The organism is Desulfocurvus thunnarius (genome assembly GCF_055390965.1).
The window spans coordinates 576,750-593,296 of the sequence record NZ_AP042411.1 but is presented as its reverse complement, the minus strand read 5'-3'; the positions used below and the strand labels follow the sequence as shown (position 1 = coordinate 593,296).

The window sequence follows — 16,547 nt, the reverse complement described above, 5'->3', positions numbered from 1 at the left end:
TGGTTTCTCAGGGGCCGGGCGCGGGCGCCGGGGGGCGCAGGGCGCGCACGGTGAATTCCACGAGGCCGAGCACGGTTTTTTCCATGATCCGGAAATCCAGGATTTCCGGCGTGTCGCAGGGGGCGTGAACGCAGGCGGCCAGGGCCACGCCCGGCGAGGTCAGCAGGGCGCCCTGCCAGCCGTGGCGGATGAAGGCGCTGTGGTCCGAGTTGTCGATCCAGGCGCCGCCGGAGTCGGTGACGACGGTCTCCACGGGCAGGCGGGTGCCCAGGGCGGCGGCGAGGTCGCGGGCCAGGGGCCCCGAGGCCTCGCGCGCGCCCACGGCCACGCCGGAGCCGAACAGCGCCGCCAGGACGCCCGTGGCGGGAGCCTTGGCGCTGAGGCCCACGGTGTCCACGGCCACGACGCGACCGGGGGGCGCCCCGGGGGCCGGGGGCGCGGCCAGCAGGGCGGCGTAGACCACGCTGCCGCTGGCGGGGGTCATGAAGTTGGGCGCCTCCTCGTTGGGGAAAAAGGCGATGCGCACGGCCCCGGGCGGCGGGGGCAGGGGCTGGTCGCGCCAGGTCTTGCCCGGCGGCGGGGCGTGCAGCAGGTGCGCGGTTTCCAGGAGGATGGCCACGCCGGAGGCGTTGTCCGCCGCGCCGGGGGCGTCGGGCACGGTGTCGTAGTGTGCGCCGAGGACGAGCGGCCCCGGGGGCGGCGGCACGTCGAGGATGGGCGGCTCCGGCATGGCGGGCGGCGGCGCGTCGGCGGCCGGGCCGGAGGGCGCCGGGGGAACGGGCGGCGCCGGGGGCGGCGGCACGGGCGGGCCGCCGGGATAGGCGATGATGATCGGCGGGGTGTTTTCGGCGCCGGGCACGGGGATTGTTTCATAGGGCACGCCCCAGCGCGCGAGCAGGGCGGCGATGCGCGCGGCGGCGCGGGCGTAGGCCTGGGGCGCGCCCTGGTGGCGCGGGCCGATGCCCACGGCCAACTCGTGGACCGTGCGCTCCAGGCTGGCGCGCAGGCCGGGAAGCTCCGGGTGGGCCCGGGCGGCGGGCGCCAGGGCCAGGAAGAGCAGCACGGCCAGCGCCAGGGCCGGAGCGCGGCGCGCGCGGGCACGGTCGGGATGGCGGACCGGGGCGGCCGTGGAGTGGCTTGGAATAAATGGAATGCCCCGGCGCGGGGGACGCGCAGGGATTTCGGGGAACATGGGCGCCATGGCGCCGGGGTTGGGGGCGGAGGCAAAGCCGGACTTTGAGCCGGACCCGGCTCCGGGGCCGGAGATGAGGCGGACTGCGGCGCGGGGGCGCATGGGCGGTCAGCCCTCCCAGGGGCGGGCGAGGGTCTGGGCGATGCCCAGGGTGTCCAGCACGCGGCCGCAGAAGTGGTTCACGAGGTCCTGCACGCTGGCGGGCCGGTGGTAGAATCCGGGGCTGGCCGGAAGGATGGTCGCCCCGGCGTCGGTGGCGCGCAGCATGTTTTCGAGGTGGATGCGCGACAGGGGCGTTTCGCGCGTGACCAGCAGCAGCGGGCGGCGCTCCTTGAGGGTCACGTCGGCGGCGCGGTGGATGAGGTTCGTGCCCGCGCCGCTGGCGATGGCCGCCAGGGTGGCCATGGAGCAGGGGCAGACGACCATGCCCGCGTGGCGCCAGGAGCCGCTGGAGGGCGGCGCGGCGAAGTCGGCGGCGGGGTGGACGGCGTGGGCCAGGGCGGCCAGATCGTCGGCGGTGGCGTCGGATTCGCGGGCGAGCACGGTCCGCGCGGCGTCGGAGACGATGAGGTGGGTCTGCACGCCGGGGGCGGCGGCCAGGGCCCGGGCCAGGGTCAGGGCATAGGGCATTCCGCTGGCGCCGCTGACGGCCAGCACGATGCGTCGGGTTTCGGTCACGGGAACTCCTTGTGGTCCAAGGACGATAGCCTTGGCGGGCGGGGATGACAAGGCGCGAAGGGACGCCGGTCCGGGCCGGTCGGACGGCCGGGGCGGGTGCCGGGGGCGGAACTGGATTTCCGTCCGCCGCCTGCCCCCCCGGCCCGCCGCCCGCCATCCGCGCGCAGCAATCATCCCTTGACAACGCCCTTGCGCCGTCATAGGTACTCATCCCTCAAGCGGGCAATTAGCTCAGGTGGATAGAGCGTTGGCCTCCGGAGCCAAAGGCCGTAGGTTCGAGTCCTACATTGCCCGCCATATTTTCAGCGGTTTGCGGTGATGATGCCGCAAGCCGCTGTTTCTTTTGCTAGCCTATTGCTACCCTGACACGCACTTCCCTCCCCCACGCCCGACCCAGGCCGTCGCCTCGTGCCCGGGCTCTCATGGGGATTGACGACGAGGTCTTGATCAAGCATGTGGACAAGGAACCTGGGGTCTATATTCTAAGATCGGCCAACAGGGACTATAGGCCGATCTCAATAGACCTCCGGGATGAATCCCTGAACGTCCGCGTCATAGGAAGAGTCATCTGGTGGTGTCGGGAGGCAAGATGAATACTGTCTATTCTGGGATTCTGGCGCTGTTCATAGTTTGTGGAACACCTGGAATATTACCTGCCAATGAGTTCCTACTCGTTGGAGATTTCGAGTATTCCATTGCTGGGAAGCCTGCTATACCCATCATGTTTGGCCCATCAAGCGAGCAATATTATGATGTCGCAATAGCGAAAGAGGCTGTTGTAGACGGCGCGATGGTCAGCAACCCGTACATTTCAATGAGCTTCACAAAAGATGCCCGCGTTTACGTCTGCCCCAAGGAGCATCGTGATTGCGTATCTGTTCAGATTGAGATGGACGCCAATAGCGTTGAATTCTTCTTTGATTTCAGGCTGGTAAATACAGACACAGGCGAGGTGCTGGCAGGCCACGAGCAAGTCATCGTTGACGGTGAAAACTACGGGCGCCTGGGCCTGGAGTAGCTAGGTGTTTTCTCATCTATCGTGCAACCACCGCCCCTCTTTCGGTATTTTTCTCATTTTGACCTTTCGGCCTGGCTACGCCCAAACAAACCTCAAAACCCCGCACCACTCCTGCACTTCTCCCACATCTCTCCGACTGCCCCAAGGCACCTGGCCCTTTCTCAACTAGCCTGCCCCCCTATATCTCACTCCGTGCGGGTGATGTATCCCGCGCTCCTGCTCCCACTGGCCGTCCGGCGCCGCTCCCCCCGCTCCTCTCTGACTGGTGGGCTGGCCAGAGGGTCCTGTTTGCGGCCTCGGGGCGAGGCGGGGGCGCGGGGCCTTCCCGGGCGTCGCCCTGTGCGGGTGCGCGACCTCTCACGGTTTTCGCGTGGGGGTGGAAAAGATTGTGCGAGAAAATGGAAAATGTCGTGGCGCCGTACCTGGCTGGTGCTTGTTGTCCGGGATTCGTGACACGCTCGGAGGTGGTGCATGGGCGCTGACGGCGAGCACGGCACCGGGCCGCAAATCGTGGCCGACGCCGCCGGAATGCGGGGCGCGGGCAAGGCCAGGGCGCACGCCGTGGACCAAACCAGGGTGCAGGGCGCGGGCGATATGACCGCCGAATACTTCGACGACAAGAAGCTCTGCTGGCTCTGCCCCGAGGGCAAGGACAACCACTTCTGGGACTGCGAGGTCATGGCCCTGGTCGCCGCCTACGAGCTGGACCTGCGCAACTGGAAGCGCCCAACCCCCAGACCCAGGCAAACCGCCCAGACCCCGCGCGGCGCAGCCCCCACCCCGCACTCCCTGCCCGGCTCTGGAGCCCGTCCGGACTGGTTCAACCAAAGGAGATGCTCGTGGACAAGAAGAAAGGCAGAAAGCTGAACTGGAAGCAGGCCTGCGATATCCTGAATTGTTCCAAGAGCCATTTTTATAATTTGGTCAACGAGAGCAAGATTCCCGCCTTCCGGTGCGGGAAAGTGCGGGGGGTGTGGGTCTGGGAGGAGGATGTCGCGAATTTTTTGACAAATTTATAGATTGAAAGATGAAAGGCGGTGAAGTAAGCGTTTGAGGTGGATTGAATAGAAAGAAGAGGGGATTGTATACTGTTTTAATGTAATAGGAGGGGGGGTATGCGCATTATTGTGACGGATTTGACTCATTTTCAAAATGAGGATTGCGTATGTATTGCAGGTATTTGTTTGGATAATAAGGTGTGTGTTCGGCCTATGCCTTATTTGGATTCTCAGGTTTGCAAAAATAGTAACATATTACCTGGAGCAATCCTCGAGGGTGATTTTAAGCCAAAATCAGTTGTAACCAAACCTCATACAGAGGACTATTCGTATACTTCTTTGAAATTTTTGGGTCCGTCGTCATCCGATGACTTTTTATCTAGTTTGTGTTGTGGATTAGTTGGTTCTATTGAGGAAGGGTTTGGGGTCAAACTTGAAGATGGTCAAAAACACATCCCACTTGATGAGGCTCCAGAGAGATCGATAATAACAGTTGGCGTCAATTCTATTTCTATTGTTGAAGATAAGTATAACCCTGGAAAGATGAGAGCTGTTTTTACTGATAAATCTGGAAAAACGTTCAGGTATCTGTCAATTACAGATCTTGGCTTTTATAGCTACGCTAAAAAGAATAATACGGAAGAGGGGCGGCGCAAGGTTAATGGTTTTTTGAGGAGGCAGAAAGTATATTTACGCATTGGTTTAAGTAGAGAACATTCAGTTGGTGATAGGGTTGGGTATTGGATGCAGGTGAATGGCATATATACATTCCCTGATTTCTTGGAAGAAATACGCTGTCATAAGTAGATTGGGTGTCTTTGTGGTATCTGAAAAAAAGGACTTGTACACAATAGGCTATGCACAGTTCTCATTGGATTCGTTTGTCCGCGTTCTAAAGCAATTTGGTGTTACTGCTGTTGCGGATGTGAGATCCGTGCCATTTAGTTCTTTCCATAGTGAATATAACTCAACTAATTTAAAACGGTTTTTGAAGTATAGTGGTATTGAATATGTTTTTTTAGGCGAGCACCTTGGTGCTCGGTTTCCCGATAAGTCTGTATATGTGAACGGGGTTGCAAGATATGACAAAATAGCTAAACATGAGTTGTTTCTCAGAGGTATTAAGAGGTTGATAGACGGGTCAATGAATTATACTATCGCATTAATGTGCGCAGAAAAAGATCCACTCAATTGCCATAGGGCTATGTTAGTTGCAAGAAATGCAACGAATTTTTTTAATATAAAGCATATTTTGGGTGTAGGAAAAGTTGAGATTCATCGTGATACAGAGTTTCGGCTGCTCAAAATGTATAATCTTGAGCAGCTTAAACTTCCTGGTCTGAGTGGTGAAAGTGCTGCTCTGGATGAAGCTTACCGGCGGCGTTCCGAACAGATCGCTTATAACGATGGTACTGAGAGTAATGACAACGAGGATATGGATTGTGCATAGTAATGTCATTTATACAATAGGTTTCACGAAGAAGAAGGCTCGTGAATTTTTTGGTTTACTTAAAAAATATAATATATCGCTATTAATAGATGTTAGGTTGAATAATGTTTCTCAGCTTGCAGGTTTTGCTAAAAAAGAAGATTTGCAATTTTTTTTGGAAGAGATATGTGGATGTGAATATGAACATAAACCGGAGTGGGCGCCTACAAAAGATATTTTGTATAGGTATAAGAAAAAACAAATTGATTGGATGGCGTATGAGAAGGATTTTTTGAGATTATTGAGTGATCGTAAAATTGAGCACGGTGTGGATGTAAAGCGTCTTGGCAGTGCAGTACTCTTGTGCAGTGAGAGCCGGCCTGATAAATGTCACCGACGACTAGTCGCTGAATATCTGAAGTGTATGGTCGGCGACATTGAGATTCATCATCTTTGATGTTTTATTTTTCAGGCCATAGGTGATAAGAATAGTTTGTACAGAGATAGTATTCACCTGACACTGCCGCCCCTGGCGGGGTGATTTCTAGGCGGCCTTTGTGGTCGCCTTTTCCTTGTCCTTTTTCGGCTTGGGCAGCCCGTCCAGGAAGGCCTGGTTCGGGGTTCTGCGCATCGCGTAACCCTGGTCAACTACCGGCCCCGGCGCATCACGCATTCCATTGACACGGGAGACCCCAGAAGGCGAGATATTCAGCGGACAACCGGTTCAGCCCACATCCAGCCGCGCGAGTTTTTCGGCGGTGCGGAAGGCGTTGTAGGCGTCGTGGTCCAGGGGGTAGTCCCAGGAGCCGCTGCGGTATTCGATGCGGCCGCCGAAGCCGGTCTTGAAGCGGTAGAGCCCGTGGAAGGGGTGATCGGGGTCGTCGGCGGGGGAAACGGCGCCCATCTCGTAGCTGCGACAGCCGCGTTGCCGGGCCAGGCGCATGGCCTCCCAGTGCATCAGGCTCGGGGCCATGCAGTCGCGCTTGGCGTTGCCCGAGGCGCCGTAGAGGAAATGCGCGGCGCCCCGGGCGATGCCCACGATGGCGCCCGCCAGGATGTCCGTCTCGTGGCGGGCCAGGAGGAAGAGCAGCTCGGTGTGCTCCGGGGCCGCCAGCAGGCCGTGGAACATGGCCGCGAAATGGCGCTGGCCGCAGGGCGTGAAGCCGTTGCGCCGCGCGGTCTGCTCGTACAGTGCGTGGAAGTCCGGCAGATTGTCCGCACTGCCGGGCAGGATCGTGACGCCCTTGCGCCGGGCCAGGCCGATGTTGTAGCGCGTTTTGGGCTTCATGGCCCCGAGTATGGCCTCCTCGCTGCCGCGCAGGTCCACCACCAGCGAGCTGGCGACGGTCAGGTCCTCGAATGATTTGCGCAGGTTCCAGTGCTGCGTGCCCATGTTCATGCGCATCTCGCGCACGCGGGCCTCGGGGAAGGCGTCCCGCTCGCCCTGGCGCAGGGCCTCGGCGTAGGGCGAGGACCAGGGCAGGTCGTAGCGGATGAAGGCCGTTTCAGGGCCGAGGCATTCGGCCAGGGCCAGGGAGAAACGCTCCAGGAAGGGGCCGCGCTGGTCTTCGGGCGGGGCGTACTCCGGGCCCTGGGGCACCACGGCGACGGTCCGCCCGCCCCAGCGGCGCAGCAGCACCAGCACGTCGCCCCACGGCCCGGCGCTGCGCAGGTCGAAGGCCAGGGCGCCCAGGCCCAGACGGGCCTTGACCCGCGCCCAGTAGGCGGTCTGGAAAAAAATGTCCGTGGGCAGCAGCGCCGCGGTGGATTTGGCTGCGAGGTCGAGCATATCGTGTGTCCTTGTGTGGCTGTGGGTTTTCGTCGGCCGCGCGGCTGCGGGCGGCGCGGCGGGCAAAAAGAAAGGGCGCCCCTGGCGCCCCGTCGTGAATGCAGCGGTCCGGAGGCGTTCTACACGACGGCAGCCTGGCGATTTGCAAGCGCCATGGCCGGGGCGGCCTGGATGGTGGGCGTGTTTTTCGGGCTGGCCATGCGTGTGTCCTGTCCTGTTGTTTCGTGCGTCGCGTCATGGCGCGGGGGTGTTTCCGCGAGGCCATAGCCCGGCTGGATGGTTTCGGCAACCGAAAAAAAGAAAAAGAGGCATCATCCTCTTGCGGATAATCCCTTTGTGCATGCCCTGACGGAGCGGGGGAGGGGCTGGCGGCTTTTCGGGAACGGCCATGGGGGGCGGCGCCTGATGGCGCGACCCCGCGCCTCCTGCCGACCATCGACGGCGCGACGCAGCCGCGCAGGCCGGGCCGCCGAGGGCCCGGAAAAGCCGGGGCCCTCGGAGGAGGGCCCCGGCTTGGTTCGTCCGGGGGCTGCCGCCGTCCCGTTCAGAGCGGTCGGCGGCACGGAGCCGTCGCTTCGTCAGCGCGTCGCGCGCAGCACGTGGCCCGCGGGCCGGCCCGACCAGTGCGGCAGGGCGTCCAGGCGCGGCCCGGCGTGGGCCACCGCGCCGTTGACCATGACCAGCTCGATGCCCGTGGGGTGGCGGCAGGGGTCGGTGTAATCGCCGGTGTCGCGCACGGTGGCGGGGTCGAAGGCCACGAGGTCCGCGAAATAGCCCTCGCGCAGCAGGCCGCGCCGAGGGAGGGCGAAGGTCCGGGCGGGCTGGCCGGTCATTTTGCGCACGGCCTCCTCCAGGCTCAGGATGCCGCGCTCGCGGGAGTATTTGCCCAGCACGCGCGCGAAGGCGCCGTAGGTGCGCGGGTGCGGCTTGCCGTGCATCAGTCCGTCGGTGCAGACGTTCATCTCCGGCCGGGCCAGGAAACCCTCCACGTGCTCTTCCAGCCCGTAGAAATCGACCATGCTGACGCCGTTGGCCTCCTCCAGGATGAGGTCCAGGGCGGCTTCCAGGGGCGCGACGCCGCGCATGGCGCCCAGCTCCACCAGGCTCTTGCCGATGGCCTCCGCGTTGGCCGGGGTCTGCACGTTGGTGACGAAGATGCCGTCCACCGAGGCGAAATCCACGAAATTGTCCCAGGCGCTGGGCACGGTGGCGATGTCGTCCAGCATGCGCCGCCGGGCCTCGGGGTCGCGCAGGCGGCCGAGCAGGGCGTCGGTGCCCCCGGCGTGGGCCCAGGGCGGCAGGATGGCGCTCAACATGGTGCTGCCCGCCACGTAGGGGTACTGGTCGAAGGTCACGCGCAGGCCCTCCTCGCGGGCCCGGTTCAGCAGTTCCAGCATCTTCGGGAACTTGTCCGCGTTGTTCCTGCCGCAGATCTTGAAGTGCGAAAAATGAACGTGCACGCCGCTGTCGCGGCCCACGGCCAGCACCTCGGCCATGGATTCCAGCACGGCGTCGGCCTCGCTGCGCTGGTGGATGACCAGCGGGCGGCCGAAGCGCGCGGCCACGGCGCACAGCGCCGTCAGCTCGCGCCGGTCGGCATAGGTGCAGGGCGGGTAGATGAGGCCCGTGGACAGGCCGAAGGCTCCGGCCTCCAGTTCGCGCTCCAGCACGGCGCACATGCGCTCGAGCTGCGCGGGGCTCGCGGTCTCCGGGCCCAGGCCCATGGCCTCCATGCGCACGTTGCCGTGGGGCGCCAGGGCGCAGACGTTCACGCCCACGCCGCGCTCCTCCAGCAGGCGCAGGTAGCCCGCCGTGTCGCGGTGGTCCCAGGCGATGGAGTCGGACACGCCCTCCAGCCCGGCGAGGTTGCGTCGCCAGGGGCCGACGTGTTCGGCGGGCAGGGGGGCCATGGCGATGCCGTCCTGACCGAAGATTTCGGTGGTCACGCCCTGGCGCAGCTTGGGCCAGGGCATGGGCGCGTCGAGGATGGCCAGGTCGGTGTGGCTGTGGGTGTCGATGAAGCCGGGGCACAGGGCCAGGCCGCCCAGGTCCGCCGTGTGGTCGGCTTCGGGGCGCTGGCCCGGGGCGGTCAGGGCGGCGATGTGCTGGCCGTCCAGCAGCAGGCCCCCGGGGCGGGGGGCCGCGCCCGTGCCGTCGATCAGCAGGGCGTTGTCCAGGAAAATGCGCATGGGCGTGTCTCTTTGGTGGACCGGCCCGACCGTCCGTCGGCCCGGGCCGGTCCCGTTGCGTCAGCTTGCGGGCAACAGGGCCCCGAGGATGGCGCGGTAGCCCTCCTCGGCCTTGGCCAATTGCTCGATTTCCACGTATTCGTCGATGGTGTGGGCCAGGTTCTCGCGCGAGGGGCCGAAGCCCAGGGTGCGGATGCCCGCCTCGCCCGCGTAGTGGCTGCCGTTGGTGCAAAACGCGTAGTGCGACACCGCCGGATTCTGCCCCGCGCCGCGCAGCCCGGCCAGCACCGCCTGGACGAAGGGTTCGTCCTCGGTGTGCAGCCAGGCCGGGAAGAAGCGCTCGCCTTCGATGTCGCGGCCGGTGTAGCAGGTTTCGCGGCCCCGGGCGAAGGAGACCTCGGCCCGGAAGTCGGCGTACTCGGCGCTCAGTTCGGCGATGGCCTGCCGGAAGGGGCGCAGCACGTCCTCGCGGGTTTCGCCGGTGAGCAGCCGCCGGTCGTAGGTCACTCGGCAGGCGTCGGGCACCACGGAGGCTCCGGGGTAGGGGCTGGACTTGATGTCCGTGAGCACGCAGATGCCCTTGCCCAGCACGGGGTGCTCGGGCGGGGCGATGCGCTCCACGCGTTCGGCCAGGCGCAGCATCATCAGCACGGCGTTGACGCCTTTTTCCGGGTTGGCCGAGTGGGCCGGGCGCCCGAAGGTTTCGACCACGATTTCGGCCCGGCCGCGCTGGGCGATCTTGAGGTTCAGCTCCGAGGCCTCGCCGATGACCACGTAGTCCGGCTTGACCGCCGCCGTGACCTCGCGCGCGGCCACGCCCTCGAAGCACTCCTCGTGAACGACCCCCGCCACGCAGACCCGGCCCCGGAAGGCCCGTCCGCTCCGGCGGGCGAACTCCGCCGCCGCCACGGTCATGGCGGCCACGGCGCCTTTCATGTCCGACGCTCCCCGGCCGTGGACGCGCCCCCCGGCGATTTCGCCGCCGAAGGGGTCGCGCGCCCAGGCCGACGGATCGGGCACGGGCACGGTGTCGATGTGCCCGTCGAGCAACACGCAGGGGCCGGGGGCGCTGCCCGCGATGGTGCCGACCACGTTGCCGTGGCTGTCCACGTCCACACGGTCGAAGCCCAGGCGCCGCATGGCGGCGGCCAGGACGCGGGCGGCCTCGTCCTCCTGCCCGGAGAGGCTCTTTGCGCGGATCAGCTCGGCGCACAGCGCCGCGACCGGATTTTCCATATTGTCCATGGCGTCCTCCTAGGCCAGGGCCTTGAGCAGGCCGGTGCGCTCGTTGAATTCCCGGATGCGCTTGTCGATGGCCGGAGCCAGGGCCGGGATGGCGCTCCAGTAATGCTCGTCGTACCACTGGGCCTGGATTTCCTCGTAGGTTTTGCCCTGCTGCTCGACCCAGGTGTAGTACTTCAGGTTGTGGATGCGCTTGCGCGACAGGTAGGTCAGTTCCTCCATGGCGTCGGTGCCCACGGCGGCAAAGGCGCCGTGGGTGCGCGCGGCGTCCTCGCGGGTCAGCGGGCCGCGCTCGGCGTCCAGCTCCGCCAGGCGCGAGCCGTACATCTCCATGGAGTCCGTGGCCATGGTCAGGACCACGTCGTCCGGGCCCAGCTCATAGTACTTGGCGAACTTGATGGCCGCCACGGTGTTGGCCACCGAGGAGATACCCAGCTCGCACAGCCGGGCGATGGTCGCGGCGGGCACGCCCTGCCCGGCGAGGTATTCGTGGCCCGTCGGGTCGTTGAAGACGCGGATCAGGCGCATGGGCAGTTCGTCGTCCACGGCGATGACCATATCGGTGTTGCGCACGTTGTGTACCCAGGGCACGTGCTTGTCGCCGATGCCCTCGATGCGGTGGGCGCCGAAGCCGTTCATGAGCAGGGTCGGGCACTGCAGGGCTTCGCAGGCGGCGATCTTCATGCCCGGGTAGCGGGTTTTCAGGTAGTCGCCGCTGGCCAGGGTGCCGCCCGAGCCCGTGGAGAGCACCACGCCCCGGAAGCGCCGGGGGTCGTCCATGAGCGAGGCCAGGCATTCGGCCATGGCCCGGCCCGTGACCTCGTGGTGCCACAGGTAGTTGCCCGGATCGTCGAACTGGTTGAAGATCATCAGCTTGTCGCCCGAGGCGGCCAGTTCGTTGCACTTGTCGAAGATTTCCTTGACGTTGCTCTCCGAGCCGGGGGTGCGGATGGTCTCCCCGGCGACCTTGGCCAGCCAGTCGAAACGCTCCTGGCTCATGCCCTCGGGCAGGATGGCGATGGAGTCGCAGCCGAGCAGGTGCGAATCGTAGGCGCCGCCGCGGCAGTAGTTGCCCGTGGAGGGCCACACGGCCTTTTGCTGCGTGGGGTCGAACTGCCCGGTGACCAGACGCGGCACCAGACAGCCGAAGGCCGCGCCGACCTTGTGGGCCCCGGTGGGGAACCATTTGCCGACGAGCAGCACGATGCGCGCGGGCACCCCGGTTAGCGCCGGGGGCAGCTCGATGTGGTTGACCCCGCCGAAGCCGCCGCCCGTGGCCACGGGCTCGTTCTTCCAGGTGATGCGGAACAGGTTCAGGGGGTCGAGGTCCCACAGGCCCAGGGCGCCCAGGCGCTCGCGGATGGGCGCGGGGATGGTCTCGGGGTGGCGCATCTGTTCCAGGGTGGGGATGATGATGTTCTTTTCCCGGGCGCGGGCCACGGCCCGCTCCAATCCGGGTTCGTTCACGGTCAGGTCGAGCATGGGGTCATCCTTGCGGCTGAAGGTGCATGATGGGTGAAAAACTCATTGCCCGGCCAGCCGGGCGGCCTGGGCGTCCAGGGCGCGGCGCAGTGTCCGGGGGTCGGGGTCCAGGGCCAGGGGCTGGTCCGCGGGGCCGGAGCAGGCGCGCATGGCGGCGTCGACATCCTTCAGGCCGTTGCCGGTGATCAGCAGCACCACGCGGTCGCCCGGGCCGGTCAGGCCCTGGGCCCGGGCCTGGGTCAGCCCGGCCAGGGCGGCGGCTGCGGCGGGCTCGGCGAACACGCCGCTGGCGCGGGCCAGTTGCGGAATGGCTTCCAGGATGGCCTGATCGGCAACCCGCAGCCACGCGCCGCCCGTTTCGGCCACGGCGGCGGCGGCCTTGATGCGGTCGCGCGGCAGCCCGGCGGAGATGGAATCGGCCACGGTGCGGGCCTCGATGGCCGGGACATCGAGCAGGTCCGCCCCCCGGAGGCCCCGGGTCCAGGCGCGGTGCATGAAGTCGCTGCCTGCGGCCTGCACGCCCATGAGCCGGGGCATGGAGTCGATGAAGCCCAGGGCCAGCAGGTCCTTCAGGCCCTTGTGCAGCCCGCCGATGATGCAGCCGTCGCCCACGCCGACGAAGATCTGGTCCGGCGCGCGCCAGCCCAGTTGTTCGCAGATTTCAAAGGCGGCGGTCTTCTTGCCCTCGGTCATGTACGGGTTGTAGCCGGTGTTGCGGTTGTACCAGCCGTAGGTTTCGGCGGCGCGCAGGCACAGCTCGAAGGCCTGATCGTAGCTGCCGCGCACCAGATGCACCGCGGCGCCGTAGGCCACGAGCTGGGCGACCTTGGCCCGGGGCGCGCTCTGGGGCACGAACAGGGCGCAGGCCATGGCGTCGGCCGCGCACATTCCGGCCAGGGCGGCGGCGGCGTTGCCCGTGCTGGCGGTGGTCACCACCCGGGCGCCCGCCTCGCGGGCCTTCATGACGGCCAGGGCGCTGGCGCGGTCCTTGAGGGAGCCGGTGGGCTGGCGGGTTTCGTCCTTGAGGTGCACGGCGCCCAGGTCCAGGGCGTCGGCCAGCCGGGGCGCGGGGAGCAGCGGCGTCCAGCCCACGGGCAGGGCCGGGGCCGGGGTGTCGGGCAGCACGGGCAGCAGGGCCCGGTAGCGCCACTGGGTCCAGTCGCCGCAGGCGGCCAGCCCCAGGCGGGAAATGTTTTTGGCGACGGCGTCGTAGTCGTATTCCACGTCCAAAACCCCGTGGTCCCCGTGGTCGGGGCACACGTAATCCACGTCCTGGGGCCGGTGGCGTCTGCCGCAGACCATGCAGCGCAGGGCGGTTACGTGCTCGGGGTGTTTTCGGGGCATGTCGTTTCCTGGTGGTTGCTGTTGTCCTGCGGCTTGGGGCCGCGTTTCGCGCAAAGCCCGTGCCTGCCCGCCGGGGTGGCGGGCAGGCACGGGAAGAGGGTTCCGTTGCCGGTTGGGCCGCTGGCGCCTAGGAGGCGTCCTTGATGGCGGCCAGGAAGTCGTTCAGCAGGGCCTTGCCCTCGTCGCCGAAAGCCTCTTCGAGGTACTTGGTGACCACGGGCAGGGACGCCTCGCGGAAGCGCGCCTTCTCGGCCTCGGGCAGGGTGTAGATTTCCATCTTCTCCTTCAGGAAGGGCAGGCCGCGCTCGGAGGCCTCGATGGAGTTGGCGATGCCCCGGCTGGTGACGATGGCGGCGCGGGCGGCGCTTTCGACCACGGTGCGCTCGCCGGGGGTCAGCGAGGCCAGGAACTCGGCGTTCATCAGCCAGACGTGGGGCGCGAAGAGATGGTTGGTGATGGTCAGGTACTTCTGGACCTCGTACAGTTTGGCGAACTCCACGATGGGCACGGGGTTCATCTGGCCGTCGGCCACGCCGGTCTGCAGGGCGGTGTAGACCTCGGACCAGGCGATGGACACGGGCTGGCCGCCCAGGCTGGACACGAGCAGCTTGTGCGTCTCAAGGCCCATGGTGCGGAGCTTGAGGTCCTTCATGTCCTCCAGGGTCTTGATGGGCCGCTTGGAGTTGGTGAACTGGAAGAAGCCGCCCGAGTCGCTGAAGCCGAGGACGGCCAGGCCGGTCTTGGCGGTGATGTCGGCGGCCAGTTTCTTGCCGAAGGGGCCGTCGAGAACGTCGTAGGCCACGGCGTGGTTGGGGAAGGCGAAGGGCACGTCGAGCACGGAGATCATGGGGTAGACGCTGCCCACGGCGCCCACGGAATGCACGCCGAGCTGGATGATGCCGGCCTTGACCTGCTGCACGACCTCGGCGTCCTTGCCGAGCTGGCCGCTGGGGAAGATCTCCACCAGCACGGAGCCGTTGGTGCCGGACTCCACGAGGTTCTTGAAGACCACCGCCGCCGCGCCCGAGGGGTTGTCGAAGGCGCCGTTCTTGTTCAGGTGGTGCATCTTGATGACCTTGGCGGCCAGGGCGGCCTGGGCCGTGAACACGACCAGGGCGCAGACCGCGAGCAGAACCGAAAGCCTCTTTGCAAATCGCATGACGAGCCTCGCTGGGGGTTGTTCCGCTACATGTCGAGCAGAAGTTTGGGGACGAACATTGCCAGGTCGGTCCAGAAGGTGATGGTGAACAACACGCCCACCTCCACCAGGATGAACGGCCACAGGGCGGCGCTGATGCGCTCGATGCGCTCGCCGGTGACCGAGGAGAGCACGAAGAGACAGGCGCCCACGGGCGGGGTCATGAGCGAGATGTTCAGGGCCAGGACGATCATCACCCCCGCGTGAACCGGATGCATGCCGATGGTCTGCGTCAGGGCGCTGAGCATCGGCGTGAGGATGATCAGCGCGGCGTTGATGTCCATGAACATGCCGATGGTCAGCAGCAGGGCCAGGATCATGGCCTTGATGACCACCGGGTTGGAGGACAGGGACAGGAACAGGTCGGCCATCTGCTGGGGAATCTGCATGAAGGTCATCCACCAGCTCAGGATGGAGGCCGAGGCGATGATCAGAAAGACCACGCCGGTGATGCGCGCGGTGCGGACGAGCATGTCCATGACATCGGCCATGCGCAGGGTCCGCTCGATGCACAGCCCCACGAACAGGGCGTAGAACACGGCGATGGCCGCCGCCTCGGTGGGCGTGACCACGCCGCCCAGGATGCCGCCCAGGATGATGGCGGGCATGATCAGCGCCAGCAACCCGCCCCGGAAGGCGGAGAGGATTTCACGCAGGCTGGGGCTGCCCTCCTGCTTGGGCAGGCCGAGCTTGCGGCCCAGGGCCACGATGAGCGCCATGCACACCAGGCAGATGAGCAGCCCGGGCAGGATGCCCGCCGCGAAGAGCCCGGCGATGGAGACTCCGGCCAGGGAGCCGTAGATGACCATGAGGTTCGAGGGCGGGATGGTCGGGCCGATGATGGACCCGGCGGCGGTCACGGCGCAGGCGAAGGGCCGGGAGTAACCCTGCTTGACCATGGCGGGCACCAGGGTGTTGCCGAAGGCCGCCGCGTCGGACACGGCCGCGCCGGTCATGCCCGCGAAGAGCACCGAGGCCACCATGTTGGAGTGGGCCAGCCCGCCGCGCATGTAGCCCACGAGGGCGTCGGCCAGCCCGGCGATGCGCTGGGTCATGCCCACGCGGTTCATGATCTCCCCGGCCAGGATGAAGAAGGGCATGGCCATGAAGGTGAACAGGTCCAGCCCCTCGAAGAAGCGCTTGGGGGCCATGACCAGAAAATGCTCGCCGCCGACCTGCACCAGCCCGGTCAGCCCCGCGATGCCCAGCACGAAGCCGATGGGCACCCCGGCGAGCATCAGCCCGAAGAACAGCACCGCCACCAGGATCATCGTCCACCCTCCCGCGCCAGATACAGCGGCTCGGTGCCGAACCACTCGCGGGCCATGCAGACCAGGATCTGGACCACGGTCAGCCCGCAGGACACGGGCACCGACAGGAAGGGGATGGTCATGGTCATGCCGAAAATGGAGGCGAACTGCGTGGCGCCCATGCGGGCCATGGTCACGCCGTACAGGGCCATGAAGGCGAAGAAGCCCAGGCCCACGCAGTCCAGAACGATGCGCGCCGGGCGCTGCGCGGTTTCCGGCAGCTTGCGGAAGAGCATGTCCAGCCCGATGTGTTCGCGGCGGTAGGCGCAGCAGGGCACGGCCAGCAGGGCGGCCCAGATCATGACGTAGCGCGCCAGCTCTTCGGTCCAGGTGACGCCGAAGTGCAGGGCCGGGAAATAGCGCCCGACGATGCCCAGCCAGACCACGAGGATCATGCCGGCCACCAGGGCCGCGCAGACCCGTTCGGTGATGTGGTTCAGGACGTGCCCGAAGCGCTCGATGCGCTGGGCCACGCCGGGGGTGTCGCTGGGATGCTTCATGCTGTCGTCCGTCCTGCCTGGGCTTGAGGGTCGCGGGTCGATTGCGCAGTTTGCACAGCCTGTGCCAGGGGGGCGAATGGACAGGACTGTTTTGATTTTTCATCATTGAATTTGCTGTGATAGGTGCCGCATCTTGGGCGGCGAAGCCCCTTGGCCAGGGTTCCTTGGTCTCCGGGCG

At 65.5% G+C, this 16,547-nt stretch carries 16 protein-coding genes and 1 tRNA gene; 7 read left to right on the top strand and 10 right to left on the bottom strand.

From position 1 onward, the window contains the following. Nucleotides 1-7: 7 nt before the first annotated feature. Together ACZ5KV_RS02625 and ACZ5KV_RS02620 are read right to left on the bottom strand one after the other, a co-directional pair. Nucleotides 8-1,192 (bottom strand): M28 family peptidase, encoded by a 1,185-nt coding sequence (locus ACZ5KV_RS02625; protein WP_464240790.1) that lies wholly within the window; start codon nt 1,190-1,192, stop codon nt 8-10. A 108-nt stretch (nt 1,193-1,300) separates the two neighbouring features. Next, nucleotides 1,301-1,822, bottom strand: coding sequence for a UbiX family flavin prenyltransferase (locus ACZ5KV_RS02620; protein WP_464241796.1), 522 nt, complete (start codon nt 1,820-1,822; stop codon nt 1,301-1,303). A 268-nt stretch (nt 1,823-2,090) separates the two neighbouring features. Here ACZ5KV_RS02620 and ACZ5KV_RS02615 point away from each other — a divergent pair. From ACZ5KV_RS02615 to ACZ5KV_RS02585, 7 genes are all read left to right on the top strand, one after another. Continuing rightward, nucleotides 2,091-2,167 (top strand) — tRNA-Arg (locus ACZ5KV_RS02615). Nucleotides 2,168-2,292: 125 nt separating this feature from the next. After that, nucleotides 2,293-2,463, top strand: a complete 171-nt coding sequence (locus ACZ5KV_RS02610; protein ID WP_464240789.1) for a S24 family peptidase — start codon at nt 2,293-2,295, stop codon at nt 2,461-2,463. Next, entirely contained in the window at nt 2,460-2,888 is a 429-nt protein-coding gene (locus tag ACZ5KV_RS02605; RefSeq protein WP_464240788.1) for a hypothetical protein, read from the top strand. Before ACZ5KV_RS02610 ends, ACZ5KV_RS02605 begins: the two co-directional genes overlap by 4 nt. 471 nt (nt 2,889-3,359) lie before the next feature. After that, nucleotides 3,360-3,755, top strand: coding sequence for a terminase gpA endonuclease subunit (locus tag ACZ5KV_RS02600; RefSeq protein WP_464240787.1), 396 nt, complete (start codon nt 3,360-3,362; stop codon nt 3,753-3,755). Nucleotides 3,756-4,003: 248 nt separating this feature from the next. Beyond that, nucleotides 4,004-4,693: a dual OB domain-containing protein gene (locus ACZ5KV_RS02595; RefSeq protein WP_464240786.1), complete on the top strand. Its 690-nt coding sequence runs from the start codon at nt 4,004-4,006 to the stop codon at nt 4,691-4,693. Nucleotides 4,694-4,706: 13 nt separating this feature from the next. Beyond that, the gene (locus ACZ5KV_RS02590; protein WP_464240785.1) at nt 4,707-5,336 is read left to right on the top strand and encodes a DUF488 domain-containing protein; all 630 of its coding nucleotides are present in this window, start codon (nt 4,707-4,709) and stop codon (nt 5,334-5,336) included. Further along, entirely contained in the window at nt 5,329-5,772 is a 444-nt protein-coding gene (locus tag ACZ5KV_RS02585) for a DUF488 domain-containing protein (protein ID WP_464240784.1), read from the top strand. Before ACZ5KV_RS02590 ends, ACZ5KV_RS02585 begins: the two co-directional genes overlap by 8 nt. Before the next feature lie 267 nt (nt 5,773-6,039). Here the strand turns inward: ACZ5KV_RS02585 and ACZ5KV_RS02580 are convergent, their stop codons facing one another. The 8 genes from ACZ5KV_RS02580 to ACZ5KV_RS02545 form a co-directional block, all read right to left on the bottom strand. Then, nucleotides 6,040-7,104, bottom strand: a complete 1,065-nt coding sequence (locus tag ACZ5KV_RS02580) for a lipid II:glycine glycyltransferase FemX (protein ID WP_464240783.1) — start codon at nt 7,102-7,104, stop codon at nt 6,040-6,042. 578 nt (nt 7,105-7,682) lie between these two features. After that, nucleotides 7,683-9,293, bottom strand: a complete 1,611-nt coding sequence (locus tag ACZ5KV_RS02575; RefSeq protein ID WP_464240782.1) for an N-acyl-D-amino-acid deacylase family protein — start codon at nt 9,291-9,293, stop codon at nt 7,683-7,685. A 60-nt stretch (nt 9,294-9,353) separates the two neighbouring features. Continuing rightward, nucleotides 9,354-10,538 carry a YgeY family selenium metabolism-linked hydrolase gene (locus ACZ5KV_RS02570; protein ID WP_464240781.1) on the bottom strand — a complete coding sequence of 395 codons (1,185 nt, stop codon included), beginning with the start codon at nt 10,536-10,538 and terminating at the stop codon, nt 9,354-9,356. A 9-nt stretch (nt 10,539-10,547) separates the two neighbouring features. Next, on the bottom strand, nt 10,548-12,017 hold the full coding sequence (locus ACZ5KV_RS02565; RefSeq protein ID WP_464240780.1) for a pyridoxal-phosphate dependent enzyme: 1,470 nt from the start codon (nt 12,015-12,017) through the stop codon (nt 10,548-10,550). A 42-nt stretch (nt 12,018-12,059) separates the two neighbouring features. Beyond that, nucleotides 12,060-13,361 carry a threonine synthase gene (gene thrC, locus ACZ5KV_RS02560; protein WP_464240779.1) on the bottom strand — a complete coding sequence of 434 codons (1,302 nt, stop codon included), beginning with the start codon at nt 13,359-13,361 and terminating at the stop codon, nt 12,060-12,062. A 127-nt stretch (nt 13,362-13,488) separates the two neighbouring features. Continuing rightward, on the bottom strand, nt 13,489-14,520 hold the full coding sequence (locus ACZ5KV_RS02555; protein ID WP_464240778.1) for a TRAP transporter substrate-binding protein: 1,032 nt from the start codon (nt 14,518-14,520) through the stop codon (nt 13,489-13,491). Nucleotides 14,521-14,546: 26 nt separating this feature from the next. Then, nucleotides 14,547-15,830, bottom strand: a complete 1,284-nt coding sequence (locus tag ACZ5KV_RS02550) for a TRAP transporter large permease (protein WP_464240777.1) — start codon at nt 15,828-15,830, stop codon at nt 14,547-14,549. Further along, nucleotides 15,827-16,369 carry a TRAP transporter small permease gene (locus tag ACZ5KV_RS02545; protein WP_464240776.1) on the bottom strand — a complete coding sequence of 181 codons (543 nt, stop codon included), beginning with the start codon at nt 16,367-16,369 and terminating at the stop codon, nt 15,827-15,829. The genes ACZ5KV_RS02550 and ACZ5KV_RS02545 overlap by 4 nt, the downstream gene beginning before the upstream one ends. Between the last annotated feature and the right edge of the window lie 178 nt (nt 16,370-16,547).